This window comes from Neorhizobium fuzhouense (assembly GCF_042611105.1).
Taxonomy (GTDB): domain Bacteria; phylum Pseudomonadota; class Alphaproteobacteria; order Rhizobiales; family Rhizobiaceae; genus Neorhizobium; species Neorhizobium galegae_A.
Map to the genome: position 1 here is coordinate 322,024 of NZ_JBHFFP010000001.1, position 18,784 is coordinate 340,807.

Below are 18,784 nucleotides of genomic sequence, written 5' to 3' on the forward strand. Positions count from 1 at the left end.
GATTAGTTAGGGCTTTTGGGCGGGAAAGACCATCGTTACGGTCAAACCGGGGCGGCCTGCATCCTCGCCATGCGTGTCGGAGAGCTCCAGCCGCCCGCCATGCAGTTCCATTACGGCCTCGACGAGCGAGAGGCCAAGGCCGGTGCCGGGCTTGGAACGGCTCTCGTCCAGCCGCACGAAGCGTTTCTTGACCTCCGTCCGCTTGTCGGCCGGGATGCCGGGGCCATTATCGGCGACCGCAAGCTGCAGACTGTCGCCGGAGCGCGACAACAGGACACGGATTGCCGGCTCGTGCCCGCCGTCGCAGGCATATTTGATGGCATTGTCGAGCAGGTTGAAGATCGCCTGCCCGATCAGTTCGCGATTGCCCTGCACGATCAGCCCCGGCTCGATCTCGGTCGTCAGCAAAAGCCCCGCCTCCTCGGCCACCGGCTCGTAGAGTTCGGCACTGTCGGCTGAGATCGCCGACAGATCGACGGCGCTCATTTCGGCGGCGATCGAACCTGCCTCGACGCGGGAAATCATCAACAGCGCGTTGAAGGTGCGGATCAACTGGTCGGATTCGCCGATAATGCCCTCGAGCGCCTGGCGGCGAATGTCGGCGCTGTCCTCGGAGAGGGCATCGGCTGCCTTGTTGCGCAGGCGTGTGAGCGGCGTCTTCAGGTCGTGGGCGATGTTGTCGGAAACCTGACGAAGGCCTTCGTTCAGCTTTTCGATGCGCTCCAGCATCAGGTTGAGCGATTCCGACAGACGGTCGAACTCGTCGCCGGAGACGCCGACTGGCAGGCGCTGCGACAGGTCACCCGCCATGATCTTGGTGCTGGCTGCCGACATCCGGTCGATGCGGCGCAGCGCATTGCGGCCGATGCCGAACCAGATGAACAGCGCACCAAGACCCATGATGGCAAGCGCCACCATCAAAGCGCGGCGCACGATGCCCCGAAACCGTCCCGGTTCGCCAAGATCGCGGCCCACCATCACGCGCAGGCCATTGTCGAGAAAGAACACGTTGGCGGTTGCCAGATGCGGACGCGGCGGGCCGTTCTCGGTATAGGGCTCGTAGCGGAACGGCATGCCCGTCCAGCCCTCCTTGTCGAGAACGCCCGGCTGCACCGATTGCACGTTGCCGGCGAGCATTTCGCCGGTCGGACCGGCAATGACGTAGAGATTGGCGCCGGGCTGGCGCGCGCGCCGCTCCATCATGCGCAGCAGCAGATTGATGCCGCCGCGATCATAGGCCCCGCGTATGTCGGTGATTTCCTGGTTCAGGCCCTCGCGCACCTGCTGCGCCAGAATCCGCTCGGACATCGCCGTCACATAGACGACGAGAAAGACGGCGCAGAGCGCAAAGAGGACGATGTAGAGCGCCGACAACCGCACGGCGGTGGAGCGGAACAGCATGCGCAGGCGGCTCATGACGGGATCACGCCTCGTCCTTGATCATGTAGCCGGCGCCGCGAATGGTCTTCAAAAGCGGCTTGTCGAACTCCTTTTCGATCTTGGAGCGCAGCCGCGACACATGCACGTCGATGACATTGGTTTGCGGATCGAAATGGTAATCCCAGACATTTTCCAGGAGCATGGTGCGCGTCACCACCTGGCCGGCATTCTTCATCAGATATTCCAGCAGGCGAAACTCGCGCGGCTGCAGGAGAACCTCCTTGCCGCCACGGCGCACCTCATGCGACAGCCGGTCAAGCTCCAGGTCGCCGACCCGGTAGATCATGTCCTGCTCGGGTGCACCCTTGCGCCGTCCCAGCACCTCGACGCGGGCCAGAAGCTCGCTGAAGGCATAGGGTTTCGGCAGGTAGTCATCGCCGCCGGCGCGAAGCCCGGTCACCCGGTCATCCACCTGTCCGAGCGCCGACAGGATCAGCACCGGCGTGTTGATGTTGCGCTTGCGCAGCTCGCTGATGACGGAAATTCCGTCGCGGCGCGGCAGCATGCGGTCGATGACCATCACGTCATAGGTGTTCTCGCAGCCCATGAAGAGGCCGCTTTCGCCATCGCTGGCGTGGTCCACCACAATGCCGGCCTCACGAAAAGCCTTCGTCATGTAGGCGGCCGCTTCAAGATCGTCTTCAATCACCAGAATCTTCATGTGCGGAACAATAGACCGAGGCTGGCCCTCGGTAAAAGCGGTTTCACCGCTCAACGGGGTCTCGGGCGAATTCATCTGCATCTGTGAATGTCTCCTCGACTGACGACAAGGGGGCGCCGCGCTGACCAGCCCGACGCCCCCGCCTTTAACCGTTGACGGGACCGGTCAGCCTTCGTTGATCGGCAGTGCGATGAAGCGGCTGCCGTTATCGGACTGCACCTGGAACAGTGCCCGGGTGCGGCCATCCTTGCGGGCCTGCTCGATCGCCTTGCTGATATCGGCGGCCGAGGAAACCTCCTGGTTGTTGACCGAGGTGATCTTTTCGCCCTGACGCAGGCCCTTGGCGGCAGCATCGGAGTCGGGATCGACATCGGTCACCGCAACGCCGGTGCCGTCTTCGGCGGGGGCAACCGTGATGCCGAGGCTTGCCAAAGCCTTTTCAGTCGAGGGCTGTGCCTGTTCCGGCGCCTTGCCGCTGTTTTCCGCCTTGGCGGCATCGTCGCTCGCAAGATTGCCGAGCGTGACGGCGACCGACTGCGCCTTGCCGTTGCGCCAGATGGAGACATCCACCTTATGGCCGGGGCCGAAGGCTGCCACCTTCTTGGCCAAGTCGCGGGCATCCTTGATCGGCTCGCCGTTGACGGCCGTGATCACGTCACCCTGCTTGATGCCGGCCTTGGCGCCCGGGGAATTCTCCTGCGGCGACACGACGAGCGCGCCCTTGGCTTCCGAAAGGCCAAGCGAATCGGCGATATCCTGCGTCACCGGCTGGATCTGCACGCCGAGCCAGCCGCGTTCAACCTTGCCATCCTTCATGAGGTCGGCGATCACGTCCTTGGCGGTGGAGGCGGGAATGGCAAAGGCAATGCCGACGCTGCCGCCGGACGGCGAGAAGATCGCCGTGTTGATGCCCACCACTTCGCCGTTCAGGTTGAAGGTCGGGCCACCGGAATTGCCGCGGTTGACGGCCGCATCCACCTGGATGAAATCGTCATAGGGACCGGAGCCGATGTCGCGACCGCGGGCCGAAACGATGCCCGCCGTTACCGTGCCGCCCAGACCGAAGGGGTTGCCGACAGCCACCACCCAGTCGCCGACGCGGGTCTTGCTGTCATCGGCAAACTTCACATAGGTGAACTTGCGGTTGGCATCGACCTTCAGGAGAGCGAGATCCGTGCGGCTGTCCTTGCCGACCAGCTTGGCGTCAAGCTCGGTGCCGTCTTCGAGCACGACCGTATAGGCCGAACCGTCGGAGACGACGTGGTTGTTGGTGACGAGATAGCCGTCTTCGGAGATGAAGAAGCCGGAGCCCTGCGCCGTCGGGCGCAGATGATGCGGACGGTTGGGGTTCTTGTCGGCGCGCTGCTGGTTGCGGCCGCCCTGATCGCCCTTGCCGCCCGGGCCATTCTGACCGCCGAACTCGCGGAAGAAGCGCTTCAGCGGATGGTCGTCCGGCAGCTGGTCGAGGCCGCGACCGCCGAAATTGAACGAGAAATTGCCCGGGTCATCATCGGATACCGGCGTTGAATCCGACTGAACACGCACGGACACGACGGCAGGCGAGACGGCCGACACGACATCGGCAAAGCTCGGAGCCTGCGGTGCATTGACGGTCACCGGGTTCGCATAGGTCTGCGCGACATAGGCGGGAACACCGGTGGAGAGCATGACAGCCGCGAGGCCCGCCACGGTCGAGCCCTTCAGCACTGTCTTCAACGAGGGACGTCCGATCTTGCTCTTGAGCATTGTGAGATACCTTCTTCTTCAGGTCATTCAGACTGGGGTGCCGGAGGTCCGGCGGCGGTGGATGACTGAAGATATAGGAGCCCCGACCTTAACTGCACGTGTCCGACCCATGAATTGTTTGTAATGTTTGCCGACAACCGGAGGGACTGCCGGCTGGCCGGTGAAAACTTTGCGCAAGCCAAGGCGCAGTGCGCAGTTAAGCGGCTGTATCGAAACGACTTTATGAATGGGCAGGTAAAAATCAGTCGCCCAGCAGTCTGTCCAGTCGGCCCTGCTCGTCGGAGCTCAGCGCGCGTTCCTCGGGCGCCTCTCTGCGGCGCCTCGACATCATCACCACCGTCACGCCGCCGATCATCAGAAGCACCACGGGCATCGCCCACAGCGCCATTGTCTTGCCGCTCAGGCGCGGCTTCAACAGCACGAACTCGCCGTAGCGGGAAACGACGTAATCGATCACCTGCGCGTCGCTGTCGCCGCCTTCGATCCGCTCGCGGACCAAGAGCCGCAGGTCGCGCGCCAGTTCCGCGTTGGAATCGTCGATGGACTGGTTCTGACACACCATGCAGCGCAGCTGTGCCGACAGATGTCGTGCCCGCTGCTCGAGCGCCGGATCCTTCAGCACCTCGTCCGGATTGACCGCAAGCGCAGGAAGCGCCGTCAGCCCGATGAGCGCAGCAATCGCCAGTCCATTCCACCACCCCCTGATTTTGTGGCGCCTCGTTAAACGCGAAAAATCCCCTCTCCCCGCCTGCGGGGAGAGGGTTAGGGTGAAGGGCACCCTCGGCGTCAGGTACAATAGGAGAGTAAGAGGCAGGCGCCCGATACGAAGCATCATTCGGCCGGCTCCAGTGCAACCTTTGCCATCTTGGCGCGGCGACTGGGCGCACCGACGCGCAGGCGGCGGTCCGACAGCGACACGAAGCCGCCGATCATCATGATGACTGCGCCGCCCCAGATGCACAGGATGAACGGCTTCCACCAGATGCGCACGACAAGGCCGCCGTCTTCCATGTGGTCGCCCAGCGAGACGTAGAGCTGGCTTGCGCCAAAGCTCAGAATGCCCGCTTCCGTCGTCGGCATGCGGCGCGCCGTGTAAAGCCGCTTCGACGACCAGACATCGGCGACCGCGACGCCGCCGCGGCTGACGGTAAAGTGCCCGCGCTCCTCGGTGAAGTTTGGTCCGACCGCCTCGCGCATGCCGTCAAACAGCAGCGTGTAGCCGCCCGCCTCTGCCGTCTCGCCCTGGCGCATCTCCACCACATGTTCCGTCTGGAAGGTGGTGACCGCAACGATGCCAAGCACGGTGACGCCAAGCCCCAGATGCGCCAGTGCCGTGCCGAACGCCGAGCGCGGCAGGCCCTTCAGGCGCGCAAACGCCACCTTGAAGGAAAGCTTGCCGAAATTGGCGCGGTACCAGAGATCCGCCAGCGCCCCGAAGACGAGATAGAAGCCGATGGCAAGGCCGAGGGCGGCCAGAACGGGGCCACCGCTTTGCGCATAAAGCAGGCCGAATCCTGCCGCGAGCGCAAGTCCCGCCGCCACGTAGAGCCGCTGCAGCGCGCCCAGAAGATCACCACGCTTCCAGGCGAGCAACGGCCCGAAGGGCACGGCAAGCAGCAGCGGGATCATCAGAAGCCCGAAGGTCAGGTTGAAGAAGGGCGCGCCGACCGAGATCTTTTCGCCCGTCAGCGTTTCCAGCACCAGCGGATAGAGCGTGCCGGTCAGCACGGTTGCGGTCGAAACGGTCAGGATGAGGTTGTTCAGCACCAGCGCCCCCTCGCGCGAGATCGGTGCAAACAGGCCGCCGCTTTTCAGCGTCGGCGCGCGCCAGGCAAACAGCACGAAGGCGCCGCCGATGAAGAAGGTCAGAATCGCCAGAATGAAGATGCCGCGCGACGGATCGGTCGCAAAGGCATGCACCGATGTCAGCACGCCCGAGCGCACCAGAAACGTGCCGAGCAGCGACAGCGAAAACGTCATGATGGCCAGAAGCACGGTCCAGATCTTCAGCGCCTCGCGCTTTTCCATCACCAGCGCCGAATGCAGAAGGGCCGTTCCGGCGAGCCAGGGCATGAAAGAGGCGTTTTCCACCGGATCCCAGAACCACCAGCCGCCCCAGCCCAGTTCGTAATAGGCCCAGTAGGAGCCCATGGCGATGCCGGCGGTCAGGAACGTCCAGGCGGCGAGCGTCCAGGGCCTCACCCAGCGCGCCCAGGCTGCATCGATGCGTCCTTCGATGAGGGCCGCGACGGCAAACGAGAAGCAGACCGAAAAGCCGACATAGCCGAGATAAAGAAGCGGCGGATGGATGGCGAGGCCGAAATCCTGCAGGACGGGGTTCAGGTCCTGTCCTTCCGCCGGTGCCGGGTCCAGCCGCAGGAAGGGGTTGGAGGTCAGCAGAATGAACAGCAGGAAGGCAACCGTGATCCAGGCCTGAACGGACAGCACCGTGGCGCGCAGCGTGTCGGGCAGGTTACGGCCGAACAGGGCGACCATGGCGCTGAACAGCGTCAGGATCAGCAGCCACAGCAGCATCGAGCCCTCGTGATTGCCCCAGACGCCGCTCACCTTGTAGATCATCGGCATCAGCGAATGGGAATTGTCCCAGACGTTCAGTACCGAAAAATCCGAGACGGCATAGGCCCAGGTCAGCACGCCGAAGGCAAAGGCCACCAGCACGAATTGCACCACGGAACCGACCGGCGCAAAGGCCATCAGCGCCGCATCGCCGCGCCGCGCCCCCATGAGCGGCAGCACCGACAGCAAAAACCCCGTCGCCAGCGCCAGAACCAGCGCATAATGGCCGATCTCGATGATCATGGCTTCGCCCCCTCGCCTTCCTTCCAGACGCCCTTCTTCTTCAGGCCGTCCGCCACTTCCTTGGGCATGTAATTCTCGTCGTGCTTGGCAAGCACCGAATCGGCGACGAAGGCATGGCTCCCGTCGAAGGCGCCTTCGGTCACCACGCCCTGTCCCTCGCGAAACAGGTCCGGCAGGATGCCGGTATAGGTGACGGGAACGCTTGCGCCGCCATCGGTCACGTGAAAGCTGACGGTCGAGCCCGCGCCACGCTTCACCGAGCCCTCCTCCACCAGTCCGCCGAGCCGGATGCGGGTGCCCGGCTGCACGGCGGCCTTCTGCAGGTCGCTCGGCATGAAGAAATAGGCAACCGACTGGCTGAAGGCGAACATCACCAGAAGCACGGCGACCAGGATGAAGCTCATGCCGCCGAGGATCACGGCAAGGCGCTTCTGCTTGCGGGTCATCCTGCGGCTCATGGCGTCACTCCCTCGGCGGAAAGGCCGGTTTCTTTGGCCAGCGCCAGCAGGCGCCTGCCGGCCTCCTGATCAGTCGGAAAGGTTTTGAGCCCGGCCTTCAGCGCATCGGATGCCTTCGCCTTGTCGCCCAGCACCATGTAGGATCGCACCAGCCGCAGCCAGCCCTCGATATTGTCGGGATCGTCGCGAAGCCTCGCCGCAAGCGTGTCGACCATGCCGGCAATCATCTGCTGGCGCTCCTGCGGCGAAAGCTGCTGCATGGCCTCGACCTGTGCCGCGTTCGGATTGCCCGGCGCCTTCTGAGCGGCCGCAGGCGCGGTCGGGGCCGCGGCAAGCGGCGCACCGCCATTCTTGCCAATATGCTCGCTGACGAGTGCAATCCAGGCGGCACCGGGCGGCGAATCCTTCAGGATCGCCTCGAAGGCGCGGCGCGCGTCATCGGTGCGGCCGGCCTGCTCCAGCGCAAGGGCTGCATAAAAGCGGGCGCGCATATTGCGGCCGTCGAGCGCCACCGCCCTGTCGAAGGCGTGGCGGGCATCCTCCGTCACCACGCCTTCATTGGACGCCACCAGCGTCTCGCCCAGACCCGCCAGCCGTTCGGAGCTTTCGCCATTGAGGCGGATGGCGTTGCGATAGGCCATTTCGGCGTCGCCGAGCCGCATGGCGCGGAAATAGATCGGCGCCAGAAGGTCCCAGCCGGCACCGTCATCGGGTTTTTCGGCCAGATGACGCTCGGCCTTGGCCACCAGAAGCGCCATGTTATTGCCGGGATTGGCCAGCCGCGCTTCCAGCGGCTGGGCGGGAAGGTCGGGATTTCCGAGAAACAGATAAAGACAGAGCCCGATGAGCGGCACACTGAGGATCACCGACAGCGGCGCCAGGCGATGGCGTGCGCGGGATGCGGCCCCGCCACCTGTTCCCTTGTCATCGGCGCGCTTGTCGGCCAGCGCCAGCAACCGCCGGCCGATCTCGGCCTTGGCATAACCCGCCTCCTCGACGCCGATCAGCCCTTGCGCCCGGTCGCGGTCCACCTCGCGCAGCTGGTCGCGATAGACCGCCGCCTCATCCTCGCGCAACTCTTCAACGGGCCGCGCAGAGGTCATCAGCGGCCAGATCAGAACCGCCGAAACGCCCGCGGTGATAACTGCAAGAAGGATCCATAAAGTCATGAAGGCCAATTACTGCACTCGGGCCCCCATTCCAATCGGAAGGCAGGCGATGACACGAATTTGAGGCCATGACGACACCGGCCCCCCTCCGGCATGTCCACCGGACACGCCGGGCCGCGAGGCCCGCACAGGCTCACCCCACCTCTTGCCACCGACTGTGACGGCAGCCTTGATCTACGTCAATTGGCAAGAACGCCTCACGCGCTTTGCGCGCATCACTTCGGATAAAAACAACCCAGAATTTCGCGAGCAGAGCCGGTCCTCGTGGCCAAGGCGGCACCGCCTCAGGTCAGCGGCGTCCAGGTGCCATCCTCGTTGCGGCAGGCGGCGCCCCGTTCCTTGGCTTCGCGCCCGTCGATCGTGACGGTATGGGTATACTGGCGGCAGTTTTGCGATCCCACCTGATAGGGGGCGGCCGCCACCACCTCGCCGCGCACATTGCTGCCGGTCCAGGCGACCGGCTGGCCGACGGCGGCCTGTTCCAGGGCGCGATATTCCGCCTCGAGCGCGCGCTGCCGGTCGCTGCTGGAGATCTTCACCGGAATGCGCCCGATGATGCCGCCCTGCAATGCACTGATATAGTCGACGCCGGGCGCGGCACGGCCGAAGAACATCCCGCTGCGGGAACCGCTGGTTCCCGTGGTGGAACAGCCGTTCAGAATGCTGACTGACACAAGGGCGGACAAGACGAGTGTGGCAAAGCGCAAGTGCATTCTTCTCCAACATATTCTCAAAAACAGCGATGCGGACCAGACGTCCGAACCTGCCTCACCAGTTCTTTTAGCGTTTTCGTGGGCAAGGTCGAGCCCGAACCTGCCTTACCCCGTGCTGGCACCGTGTTTATCGGCACCGCTCTTGCTCAGACGATCTCCCTGGCGGGCCCCGGCAGCGTCAATCGGGCGCGCAACCCACCGCGCTCGCCGCGCGACAGTTCGAAGGCGCCCTGATATTCCCGGGTAATTTCGCCGACAATCGACAGGCCGAGCCCGGTGCCCGGCTTGCTCTCGTCCAGCCGCCGCCCGCGCTTCAGCGCCTCCTTGATCTCGTGCGGCTCAAGACCGGGCCCGTCGTCCTCGACGATGATCTCGACCCAGCTGCGCTTGGCGGCTTCTGCCCCTTCCGGCCCCTGCGCCGGATGAACCGACAGCCAGACCGTGGTTGACGCATGGCGCGCGGCGTTTTCCAGAAGGTTGCCGACGGTTTCCTCGACGTCCTGCTGCTCCATGGCCAGCGCCAGACCGGGCGGGCTCACCTCCAGCTGGAACTCCCGCTCGGAGTTCAGCCGGCGCATCACCCGCACCAGCCGTTCCAGAACCGGCTCGGCTTCGGTGCGCGCCAGAAGCGATTCGCGCTGGGCGGCAATGCGGGCGCGGTTCAGATAGGATTGCACCTGCCCCTGCATGGCCTCGGCCTGGCTGCGCACCAGCTCGCCCTGCGGCCGTTCCAGAAGGCGCGATTCGTTGAGGAGAACCGCAATCGGCGTTTTCAGCGAATGGGCAAGATTGCCGACCTGCATGCGGGCGCGCTCCACGATGCGCCGGTTGCTGTCGATGAGGGCGTTCATCTCGACGGCAAGCGATTGCACCTCGCGCGGGAACTTGCCTTCCAGGCGCTCCACCTCGCCGCGCCGCACCTTTTCGAGAGCCCGGCGCGCCTCGTCGAGCGGGCGAAGGCCGAAGAGAATGGCAAGGCCGTTCACCACCAGGCTGCCCAGCCCGAAGACGATGAGGGCGATATAGAGATTGCGGGTAAAGCCGCTGATATCCTCGTCCACCACCGAGAGATTGCCGGAGACGCGAAAGCGCGCCGCGCGTCCATCGGCATCCAGCACAACCTCCGTCTCGGCCACCAGCACATGGTTTCCATAGGCGTCGGTGGCCGGGTAGAAGCGCTCGTAGCGATTGTTGAACGGCACGCTGAGGATCGACGGCACCTGGATATTGGAGGTGCCGAGCGAGGAGGAGGACAAAGGCGTGGCGGCAAAGGTGCCGAGCGGTTCGACGATCCAGTACCAGCCGGTCTCGGGCTGCGAGAAGCGCAGGTCGCCGAGCTGCGGATTGCCGGCAAGGCTGTTGTCGTCGCCGATGGTGATCGAGTTGATCACGTTGTAGAGCTGCGCCCGCAACAGGTCGGTAAAGGCGCGTTCCGAGGATTTGGCATAGAGCGCCGAGATCACCAGCGCGATCACCACCAGCGCCAGCGCCGACCAGGCGGTCGCCAGCAGCAGAACGCGCGCTGTGACCGATTTAATGTACATCGTCGGGCGCTTGCATCCGGTATCCCAGCCCGCGCACCGTATCGATGAGGTCAACGCCGATCTTCTTGCGAAGCCGACCGACAAAAACCTCGATCGTATTGCTGTCTCTGTCGAAATCCTGGTCATACATGTGTTCGATCAGCTCGGTTCGCGACACCACCTGGCCCATATGGTGCATCAGGTAGGAGAGAAGCCTGAATTCGTGGGAGGTGAGTTTCAGCGTAACGCCGTTGACCGTTGCCTTGGACGCCTTGGTGTCCAGACGCACCGGCCCGCAGGCAAGCTCGGAGGAGGAATGGCCGGCGGCGCGGCGGATGAGCGCCCGCACCCGCGCCAGCACTTCCTCCACATGGAAGGGTTTTGCCACGTAGTCGTCGGCGCCCGCATCGATGCCGGCCACCTTGTCGCTCCAGCGGTCGCGCGCTGTCAGCATCAGCACCGGCATGCCCTTGCCGGCCTGCCGCCATTTTTCCACGACCGTGATCCCGTCCATTTCCGGCAGGCCGATATCGAGAATCACCGCGTCATAGGGCTCTGTCTCGCCGAGAAAATGCCCCTCTTCGCCGTCGAATGCCTGATCCACCACATAGCCGGCCTCCCGCAGCGCATCGGTGAGCTGCCGGTTGAGGTTGACGTCGTCTTCGATCACCAGAATGCGCATGTGAGACCTTTGGAAGGCTTGGGCGTGAGGGTTGCGAGCCGTCTTCTACTACATCGGCACCCGGACCGTCACCTTGCGGGGACGCTCGCCGCTGCCCTGGACCAGAACGGTGACGATGCAGGTGCGGCCATCGTTGGAAGGCTGGGCGGAGAGGAGTTGCCCACCGGTGTCACGCACCACTTTGGAGGCGGCATCACCGCAATCACCGGCAACCAGAACGAGGTAATCGCGTGCTGAGGCTTGCCCTGTCGAAAGGGTAAAGAGGGCCGCGGCAAGTATCGCGATCATCCTGTTTGATGCCATGACTACAACTTTCACTCGCGGTGACGCACGGTTTATGAACCGAACCATTGGTGGAATTATGTAACGAAAGGCGGCTGAATGGCAAATGAATGCGCCATTCAGCCGTCCAACTTTGGGTCACGAATGCATTAATTCCCTGTAATGCTTGTCTTGGCCGAGAGGCGCCCGTAGACGGCCAGAAGGCCGCCGACCGCACCGGCAAGGCTGGTGGCCGCCGCCGTGAGATCGCCCTGGGCAACCGGCGAAACCTCCGTGCCTGTGGCCTGAAGCACGGAGGCGGCAATCGCGATCAGGCCACCCCAGACGGCCTTCGACTGATACCAGGCTTTCGAACTTTCCATCATTCATCTCCTTGGTTTTTCACGATGATGTCCGTGACGAGAGGAAGTCCGAGCGGCACGGCCCGCCCCAGTTGGCAAAGCCTGATGCGAAACGTGCTCGCGGCTGCGCCAAAGTCGCCGATTTCATCTGCTGCCGGATAGAGGAAGGCAGGCTCTGCCACCTCCACCATCCGCACCACGGTTGCGCCGGACAAAAGTTCGAGCCGGTAGCGTTCATCCGGCTCGTCGAGCGGAATGTCGCTGGCGTCCCAGTCGTCGGCATTGACGCGTCCGCGCCGCACCCAGGAAAACAGCACGCCGGCACCCTGGCGCACCGCCCTTGGATGCACAGGCGAAAGCGGCGTTTCGGCGCGCACCCCGCCGGCAAACGAATAGGGGCCGGCCCGTCCGCCGGAGGATGCAATGGCTTCGGCAATCCAGTTGTAGACGACGCCGCGCTCGTCGCTGCCAAGGGAGAGCGACCCAACGCCCGCCCCGAGCACCACCACCGGCGCGCCGATGACGGCACCGGCCGCCATCGCATCCTCCGTGCCGGCAAGTCCCCGCAGCAGCACCGTCAGGCGAAAATGTCCCGGCGCCGTTTCCAGCGCCTCGGCAAACGACAGGATCTCCCAGGCGCCGTTGGCAGAGAGGATCGCCAGGCGGTTTTCGCCCGAAAGCACCCCCGCCTCGCCCACCGATGACAGGCCGTCGAAGAAGAGATCCAGCTCGACGGTATTCGTCCGATCGAAACGACCGGAGACGCCGCCCGCAAGCGCCGCCGTCAGCCGCCCCATCTGCGCGGGCCGGTCAAGGGTGGTGCGGGCACGGTATCCTTGCGTGGTTGCCGAACTCGAGACAAGAATGCGCCGCCACGGGCTGCCATAGGCGGCCACGCGGGCAAAGCTTTCCGCCTCCCCCGCCTCGAAGCGCGGCAGGTCCATCAGGTGAAGAATCGGTGAGAACCCGGCAGAGACCGCCCCGCCGCCCGTCGAGCGGCCGCCGGCCGCCGCCGCGCTGGCCAGAAGTGCGGCAGGCTCATGGCGCTTTGCCTCGACCCGCCGCACCGCCCCTTCCTCGATCCGCGTCACCAGATAGACACCGTCCGGTCCGTCGGTCAGCCGCAGCGCATCGCCGGGCGCAAGTGCCACATCGGCGGGCGAGAGGGCAAAGCTCAGGCTGCGCCGCGACAGATGATTGTCGCGCAACAGGCTTTCCGCCGCCGCCTGTGCGGCTTCCTCGTAAAGTGTCGCGGCAAGGTCGGCGCGCAGGATACGGTTGCTCGTGCCGGCAATCTTGCGCGAGCGCACGGCAGCCTGCTCGTAATCCAGAACCGGATTGGCAAAGCTTGCGACGGCCTCTGCGGCAAAATCGCTGTCATGGCCGCGCACCTCTGTCCAGGCCGGCTCCTCCTCCTGCTCGGCCAGCACATCGATGACGCGGGCGACGCGGCTTGCCCGCGTGCGCGAGCGGAACCGCAAGCCTTCCGGCTCCTCGATGACATCGATGAGGAAAGCATTGGTCAAGGGTTCGATCAGCGCCCGCGCCGAAACCGTGTCCCCCTGCACATAGCCGATCAGGTCGCCGCTCACCTCGGAGACGTCGAAGGCGGTGAATCCGTGGTCGGTGAGGATGGCGGCAATCGCATCGGCAAGCGTGGTGGCGCCCAGCCGCCCGTTCAGCCAATGCCCGGTCTTCCAGTTGTCGCCGTCGCTCCAGACGGACAGCTCGTTGGGAAAGGCCGGGTAAGGCCGCGTATCCCAGGACCAGAGAAAGATATGGTTCGGGTCCACCATTCCCGCTGGCGCCTGCGTGCCCTGCCACCAGCCGTGGTGGGCCTCCAGAAAGCGGCGCTGCATGCTGTCGCTGCGCGCGCCGTTCGAAAAATGCGGCGTGCCGCTGTCGGCCGATTTGGCGTCCGGAAACAGGTTCGGCTGGTTTGCCGCCTTGTCGATGGCAGAACAGCCAAGCTCGGTGAACCAGATCGGCTTTGCGCCGGGAACCCAGGCGGTCGGAACCGTCTTTTCGACGCCGCCCACCCGCTCGTAATGGTAATGGCTCCACCAGCCGGCAAGGTCCTTGTAGCGAAACACCCAGGGTTTTGCCGCAAGCCCGTCAGTGATCGGTGTGCGCGCACGCAGCGTTCGCGCTGTGTCGCTTGCATAATACCAGTCAAATCCCTCGCCGCCGGCAATGGCGGCGGTCAGGGCCACCGGATCGTCCGCGAGGCGCGCGCCGTCGGGATTGGCATTGCCGAGATCACTGTCGCGCCAGTCGCTAAGCGGCATGTAATTGTCGATGCCGACCGCATTGATGGCACTTGCGGCCCAGAGCGCATCCAGCGGAAAATAGACGTCACCCGAACCGTCGGCCGGATGATAGCCGAAATATTCACTCCAGTCGGCGGCATAGGTCAGCTTCGTGGCGGTTCCGAGCAGCGCGCGCACGTCACCCGCCAGTGTGATCAACTGCTCGACAAAGGGAAAGCGGCCGCTTTCGCCCCTGATCCGCGTCAGCCCGACAAGTTCGGAGGCCAGGATCAGTCCGTCGATGCCGCCCGCATCTCTTGCAAGCGTTGCGTAATGCAGCACCATGCGGCGGTAACCATCGGTCCTGTTGCAGAAGGTCTCCACCTGCAGCCGGGCGGCACTTGTCTTGTCCGGCGAGCCCGCCACGCCCGGCGCCGGATGGCAGGTGATGCGCCCGCGCCAGGGATAGGCGGCCTGCCGGCTGCCGCCATAGGGGTCCGGCAGGCTGTTTGCGGCCGGCACATCCATCATCACGAAGGGATAGAGATAGACCTTGAGGCCTCGCGCCTTGAGGTCGCGGATCGCCTGGGTGACGCTCTGATCACAGGGCGTACCGCCAAAAGCGGGGCCATCGCCGCTGTCGCTCACCAGATGCGCACCGGCGCGCGAGATCCCTACCACCTGCCAGGGCATGCTGAGCCCGGATCGAGCGGCAACCTCGACGCCCGGCAGGATACGGCACTCGCCGGCGCGCAGGTCCGTGCCGAACCAACTGACCACCAGCGCCACCCGCTGCAGATTGGGGCAGACCGCCTGCAACTCGTCGAGCGAGGCCTGCCAGTCGGTCGCCGCCGTCAGCGTGTGGCGGTTGAGCAGCCGTGCCGTGCCCGAGCCGTCGTCATCGCTGACGGCCACCGTCGCATAGCCGAATTCGGTCGCCCCGGGGATCAGCGTGACGGCCCGCACCTGGCTTTCCAGCACCCCGACCGGTCGCACCACCTCGAACTGCAGGAGCGGAATGCGGTTGCCGAAATCGTCGATCGGCAGGCGCTCGAACACCACATAGGCAAGGCCACGATAGGCGGGCGCCTTGCCGGTGCCCTGCTTGGCCTCGATGAGGGGGTCCGGCAACTGGCTGTCGGTGCCGCGATAGACGCGCATCTCGATCGCCGTCAGGTCCAGTTCGCGCCCGTCAGCCCAGACGCGCCGCACATGACCGATCTCGCCCTCGCACAGCCCGACGGCAAGGTTGGCATAGTATTTGAAGTTTTCCACGCGCGAGCCGCTGGCCTTGCCGCCCTGCCGCTCTGTCGTCACCTCCTCCTCGAAGCGCGTGGCCCAGATCAGCGTACCGGCAATGCGCGCGGTACCGTAGACGCGGGCAATCGGCGTGCCCTCGTCGGCCCCCGGTACACGGGCGGTGGAAAGCCGTGATCCGGTCACCGTCGTAAAGCTTGAAATGAGCGCCTGGTCGACGGCGGCGCCGGCAAGACCGCCCGCCGCCCTTCCGAGTACAGCCCCGATCGGTCCGAACACGGAACCGAGCGCAGCCCCTGCCGCCTGAAACAGAATGGTGGCCATGGCTCATCCCCCGCACGTCTTTGCGCACGCTAAAATTGTGTTAATCTGGAAAAACTCGGCAGCATGAAGCAGCACGCGGCGCGCCAGCCGCCGCATCAGCGAGGACGGGCCACGCTGACCTCGGCATAGGCCTTGCTGTCGATCATGGAGGAAGTGCTATGAGGCTCACGCCGATTGGTATTTCGCTTATGCTCAGAAAAACCCGGACGGGCTGGTTACTCTCCGTCCGGATAATAGTCTGGGTATAAAGAAAGGGTGGGCGGGCTAGCCCCCGCTCACCACTCCATCACCATACCCCCGAAACCCCTTGTTTTCAAGCATCCAGCGGGTCTGGAAAGCGATGCACCGCTGCAATGCGCCTGCGCCAGGAAGGCACCAGAACGGAGCGGATGACCGATCCCTGCTCATAGGCGTGGATGAAGTGCTGCGGCCCGGCAAGGATCCCGGCATGCTTTGCCGCGCAGCCCACCCGCCAGCGAAACAGGAGGAGATCGCCCGCGGCCATCTCCGACGGCGGGATCGGCGCCCCGAAAAGCCGGATGCCTGCCGCAAGCAGCCGCTCCTCGCCGGATCGTTCCGCCCAGTCGGGCGCATAGGGCGGCACCGTCTCCTGTTCCTCTCCATAAAGCTCCCGCCAGATGCCGCGGATGAGGCCGATGCAGTCGCAGCCGATCCCCTTCGTGGCGCCCTGATGACGATAGGGCGTGCCGAGAAAACCCTCGGCAATCGCCACCACTCTATCGCCGGTCGTCATCGGCCCGCTCATTCAAACAGCGCGCCGCCGTCGTGCACGCGCTCCCCGTCCACATAGGAATAGGCAAAATCACTGCCGGGCACATGCGGAAAGCCGCGAAAGTTCAGCCCATTGCCATAACGCGTGCGACAGGTGGCAAAGCTCTTGTCGCAGCCGGCGGTGATCGAGAAACTTTCGCCGGCAGAAACCGCCCGCTCGAGCGGCAGCCACAGCGTCAGGCGTGCCGTGCCGTCCGCCTCGCGCACATGCGCCTCCACCTCGGCACTGTCGCCGGAGGTGAGCGTCAGCACGCCCCGATCGAAGAAGCCGGTCGCCGAAGCGCCAAGGCCGCCGACGACGAGATGGCTGCGGTCGTTCATGGCAAGAATGGTGCCGGTGCCGCGATAGGGCGCAAGGTTCACACCGCAGCGATTATCCCCCAGGCTTGCATCGCAGCGGCGATTGTAAAGCCTGCCCTGCGGCTGGTCGAGCCGGTTGGCGCGGCTGCGCAGCTCGGCGCTGAATTTGTCGCCCGCCCGCGTTACCTCGCCCACCTCACGTACGCTGAGCAGCACATGCTGTGTCGGATCGGCCCAGTTGACGCGGAAAAGTTCCACCATAGCGCCGTCGTAGCGCCCGGCAGAAAGATCCGCCGCATTGATCACCTCGCTCGAGAAGCCGCCGGCGACATCGCTCGCGCTTGCGGAAAAGCCCTGCTCCTCCTCGCCGTCGCTGGCCAGAAAGCCGCTTGCGGCGGCAAAGACGGTCGAGGCGAAGGAGAGGTCTCGGTCGTGGTCGGTAAAGCCCTGCACCACGCCATCGCGCCGCGTCAGGCGCCAGGCATTGCAGGTGGTCGTCGCATCGCCGCCCAGATGGGCGGCAAGCGCCGGCGGGATCGTTCTCATGGCAGGATCCTCCTCAAGGCAGGATTTCGGTGATCGGGATGGCGGGAATGCTGCCGGCGTTGAAGTTCGACAGGTTCACCTCGATACGGTCGGTCGCAAACCGCACCGGCACGTCGAATTCGTAACCGGCGCGCACCGCAGCCCCGGCTGCCGGCACATGGCCTGCCGCAAAGGTCACGAGACCGGTTGTTGTGTTGCAGGTAAAGGCGGTTGCGGCTTTCGTCACCCCGTTGACCGAGACGGTCACCGTGCCGGCCACCGGCTTTGCAATCAGCCGTACCGATCCTGCCGCCGCATCCGCATAGGTCTTCGACAGCGCAAAGGCCGCCGTCACGCCGTCGCCGGTGCCGATCAACTGATCGACGGAGGTGATCGTTGCGGCCGGTGCACAGGATTTCCAGTCAAGCGGATCGCGAAAGCGAAAGCCGTAAAGCTCGCCGCAGCGCGCCTCGAAAAACGCCAGCACCTCGTAAAGGTCACCGAGCGACTTGATCCCGGAACCGGCGTCATAGCTGCGTCTCGAAAAGCGCCAGCGGGCATTGCGCTGCTCGCGGCCGTTCGACAGGTTGACGATATCGGTGCGCCGCACCGGCCCGCCGGTCACCCCCAGCGCCAGCCGCAGCGGAAACCGCACCTCGTGAAAGCCGCTCATCCAAACCCTCCGTCCTGTTCCGCTTCAAGGCCCGCCCTCAAAGCCCGCGCCGCCCGCGCGACACGCTGCGCGCCAGCATGGCCGAGATCTGCCCTTCGCTTTTTCGAAAGCTTGCCGCATCCGTTGCCGTCACGTTGAAAACGATCTGCGAGGCCCCGGCTCCGCCGCCGGCTGCAACGCCCAGGCTGCCATCAGCACCGCGCTGCAGGGGCAGAATGGCCTCTGCTCCCGCCTCGCCCATCAGGCCAATATTGCCACCCATTGGAAAATAGCTCGGCGCGCGCACCACGCCGCCATCGGCAAAGGCCGTCACCGATGATCCGGAAGCGGACCCGAACAGGCTGCCGACAGCGCCGGAAAGCGCCGTATCCAGCGGTTTCAGCGCGGAAGACAGGGCGATATCGGTCAGCCGCGTACCAAGCCCCTTCAGCACATCCTCCAGGCTCTTGCCGCTCACCGCCGCCGATTTGAGCGCGCCGGACAGTGCCGTGCCGAAGCGCTGCGAGCGGCCCTCCAGATCGCTGATCGCCGTTGCCAGCGCCTGCGTCGAGGCAAGGGTCTCTGCAACGGAACCTTCATCCGTTTCCATGGTGGTCTCCAAAGATCATGAGAAAGCTGCAATCAGGCCTTGGCCAACCCATCATCGGGATAGGCCCGCATCAGTGCCGCAAGCCCGTCGCGGGAAAACGCCGGTGCGCGCGGCACAACCCCACCAGATGCGGCAAAGAACTCGCGCGGCGTCATCGCCCAGAAGTCTTTCGGGGAAAGCCGCAGCAGGCAAAGGCCGGTGTGGATCACCCGCGCCCAGGGAAACGGCACGACCGCCGTT

General features: G+C 64.8%; 18 protein-coding genes. All 18 read right to left on the reverse strand.

The genetic code is table 11. The annotated features are described in order from the left end of the window. Positions 1-6 precede the first annotated feature (6 nt). A complete protein-coding gene (locus ACEXP3_RS01610; RefSeq protein WP_377295677.1) occupies positions 7-1,416 on the reverse strand; it encodes a sensor histidine kinase in 1,410 nt (469 codons plus the stop codon). 7 nt (positions 1,417-1,423) lie between these two features. After that, complete coding sequence (locus tag ACEXP3_RS01615) at positions 1,424-2,176, reverse strand: response regulator transcription factor (RefSeq protein WP_281067718.1); 753 nt, start codon at positions 2,174-2,176, stop codon at positions 1,424-1,426. Between the two features lie 90 nt (positions 2,177-2,266). Then, on the reverse strand, positions 2,267-3,847 hold the full coding sequence (locus ACEXP3_RS01620) for a Do family serine endopeptidase (protein ID WP_377295678.1): 1,581 nt from the start codon (positions 3,845-3,847) through the stop codon (positions 2,267-2,269). 241 nt (positions 3,848-4,088) lie between these two features. Further along, the gene (locus tag ACEXP3_RS01625) at positions 4,089-4,532 is read right to left on the reverse strand and encodes a cytochrome c-type biogenesis protein (RefSeq protein ID WP_377296062.1); all 444 of its coding nucleotides are present in this window, start codon (positions 4,530-4,532) and stop codon (positions 4,089-4,091) included. Between the two features lie 146 nt (positions 4,533-4,678). Next, on the reverse strand, positions 4,679-6,667 hold the full coding sequence (locus tag ACEXP3_RS01630; protein WP_377295679.1) for a heme lyase CcmF/NrfE family subunit: 1,989 nt from the start codon (positions 6,665-6,667) through the stop codon (positions 4,679-4,681). After that, positions 6,664-7,113: a cytochrome c maturation protein CcmE gene (gene ccmE / locus ACEXP3_RS01635; RefSeq protein ID WP_210104093.1), complete on the reverse strand. Its 450-nt coding sequence runs from the start codon at positions 7,111-7,113 to the stop codon at positions 6,664-6,666. Before ccmE ends, ACEXP3_RS01630 begins: the two co-directional genes overlap by 4 nt. Positions 7,114-7,121: 8 nt before the next feature. Then, entirely contained in the window at positions 7,122-8,294 is a 1,173-nt protein-coding gene (gene ccmI / locus ACEXP3_RS01640) for a c-type cytochrome biogenesis protein CcmI (protein WP_377295680.1), read from the reverse strand. A 284-nt stretch (positions 8,295-8,578) separates the two neighbouring features. After that, positions 8,579-9,007 carry an RT0821/Lpp0805 family surface protein gene (locus ACEXP3_RS01645; protein ID WP_377295681.1) on the reverse strand — a complete coding sequence of 143 codons (429 nt, stop codon included), beginning with the start codon at positions 9,005-9,007 and terminating at the stop codon, positions 8,579-8,581. 146 nt (positions 9,008-9,153) lie between these two features. After that, on the reverse strand, positions 9,154-10,551 hold the full coding sequence (locus tag ACEXP3_RS01650) for an ATP-binding protein (protein WP_377295682.1): 1,398 nt from the start codon (positions 10,549-10,551) through the stop codon (positions 9,154-9,156). Continuing rightward, positions 10,541-11,212, reverse strand: coding sequence for a response regulator transcription factor (locus ACEXP3_RS01655; protein WP_377295683.1), 672 nt, complete (start codon positions 11,210-11,212; stop codon positions 10,541-10,543). The genes ACEXP3_RS01650 and ACEXP3_RS01655 overlap by 11 nt, the downstream gene beginning before the upstream one ends. Before the next feature lie 48 nt (positions 11,213-11,260). Further along, on the reverse strand, positions 11,261-11,515 hold the full coding sequence (locus ACEXP3_RS01660) for a hypothetical protein (protein WP_210103074.1): 255 nt from the start codon (positions 11,513-11,515) through the stop codon (positions 11,261-11,263). A 128-nt stretch (positions 11,516-11,643) separates the two neighbouring features. Further along, the gene (locus tag ACEXP3_RS01665; protein ID WP_377295684.1) at positions 11,644-11,856 is read right to left on the reverse strand and encodes a hypothetical protein; all 213 of its coding nucleotides are present in this window, start codon (positions 11,854-11,856) and stop codon (positions 11,644-11,646) included. Next, a complete protein-coding gene (locus ACEXP3_RS01670; protein ID WP_377295685.1) occupies positions 11,856-15,665 on the reverse strand; it encodes a baseplate multidomain protein megatron in 3,810 nt (1,269 codons plus the stop codon). The genes ACEXP3_RS01665 and ACEXP3_RS01670 overlap by 1 nt, the downstream gene beginning before the upstream one ends. A gap of 313 nt (positions 15,666-15,978) precedes the next feature. Continuing rightward, positions 15,979-16,419, reverse strand: a complete 441-nt coding sequence (locus ACEXP3_RS01675) for an NlpC/P60 family protein (RefSeq protein WP_377295686.1) — start codon at positions 16,417-16,419, stop codon at positions 15,979-15,981. Between the two features lie 8 nt (positions 16,420-16,427). Continuing rightward, complete coding sequence (locus ACEXP3_RS01680) at positions 16,428-17,303, reverse strand: phage/gene transfer agent baseplate hub protein (RefSeq protein WP_377295687.1); 876 nt, start codon at positions 17,301-17,303, stop codon at positions 16,428-16,430. Between the two features lie 13 nt (positions 17,304-17,316). After that, on the reverse strand, positions 17,317-17,955 hold the full coding sequence (locus ACEXP3_RS01685) for a phage distal tail protein, Rcc01695 family (protein ID WP_377295688.1): 639 nt from the start codon (positions 17,953-17,955) through the stop codon (positions 17,317-17,319). Between the two features lie 37 nt (positions 17,956-17,992). Next, complete coding sequence (locus ACEXP3_RS01690) at positions 17,993-18,544, reverse strand: phage tail tape measure protein (RefSeq protein WP_377295689.1); 552 nt, start codon at positions 18,542-18,544, stop codon at positions 17,993-17,995. Positions 18,545-18,576: 32 nt separating this feature from the next. After that, the gene (locus tag ACEXP3_RS01695; RefSeq protein WP_377295690.1) at positions 18,577-18,774 is read right to left on the reverse strand and encodes a rcc01693 family protein; all 198 of its coding nucleotides are present in this window, start codon (positions 18,772-18,774) and stop codon (positions 18,577-18,579) included. Positions 18,775-18,784: the final 10 nt, after the last annotated feature.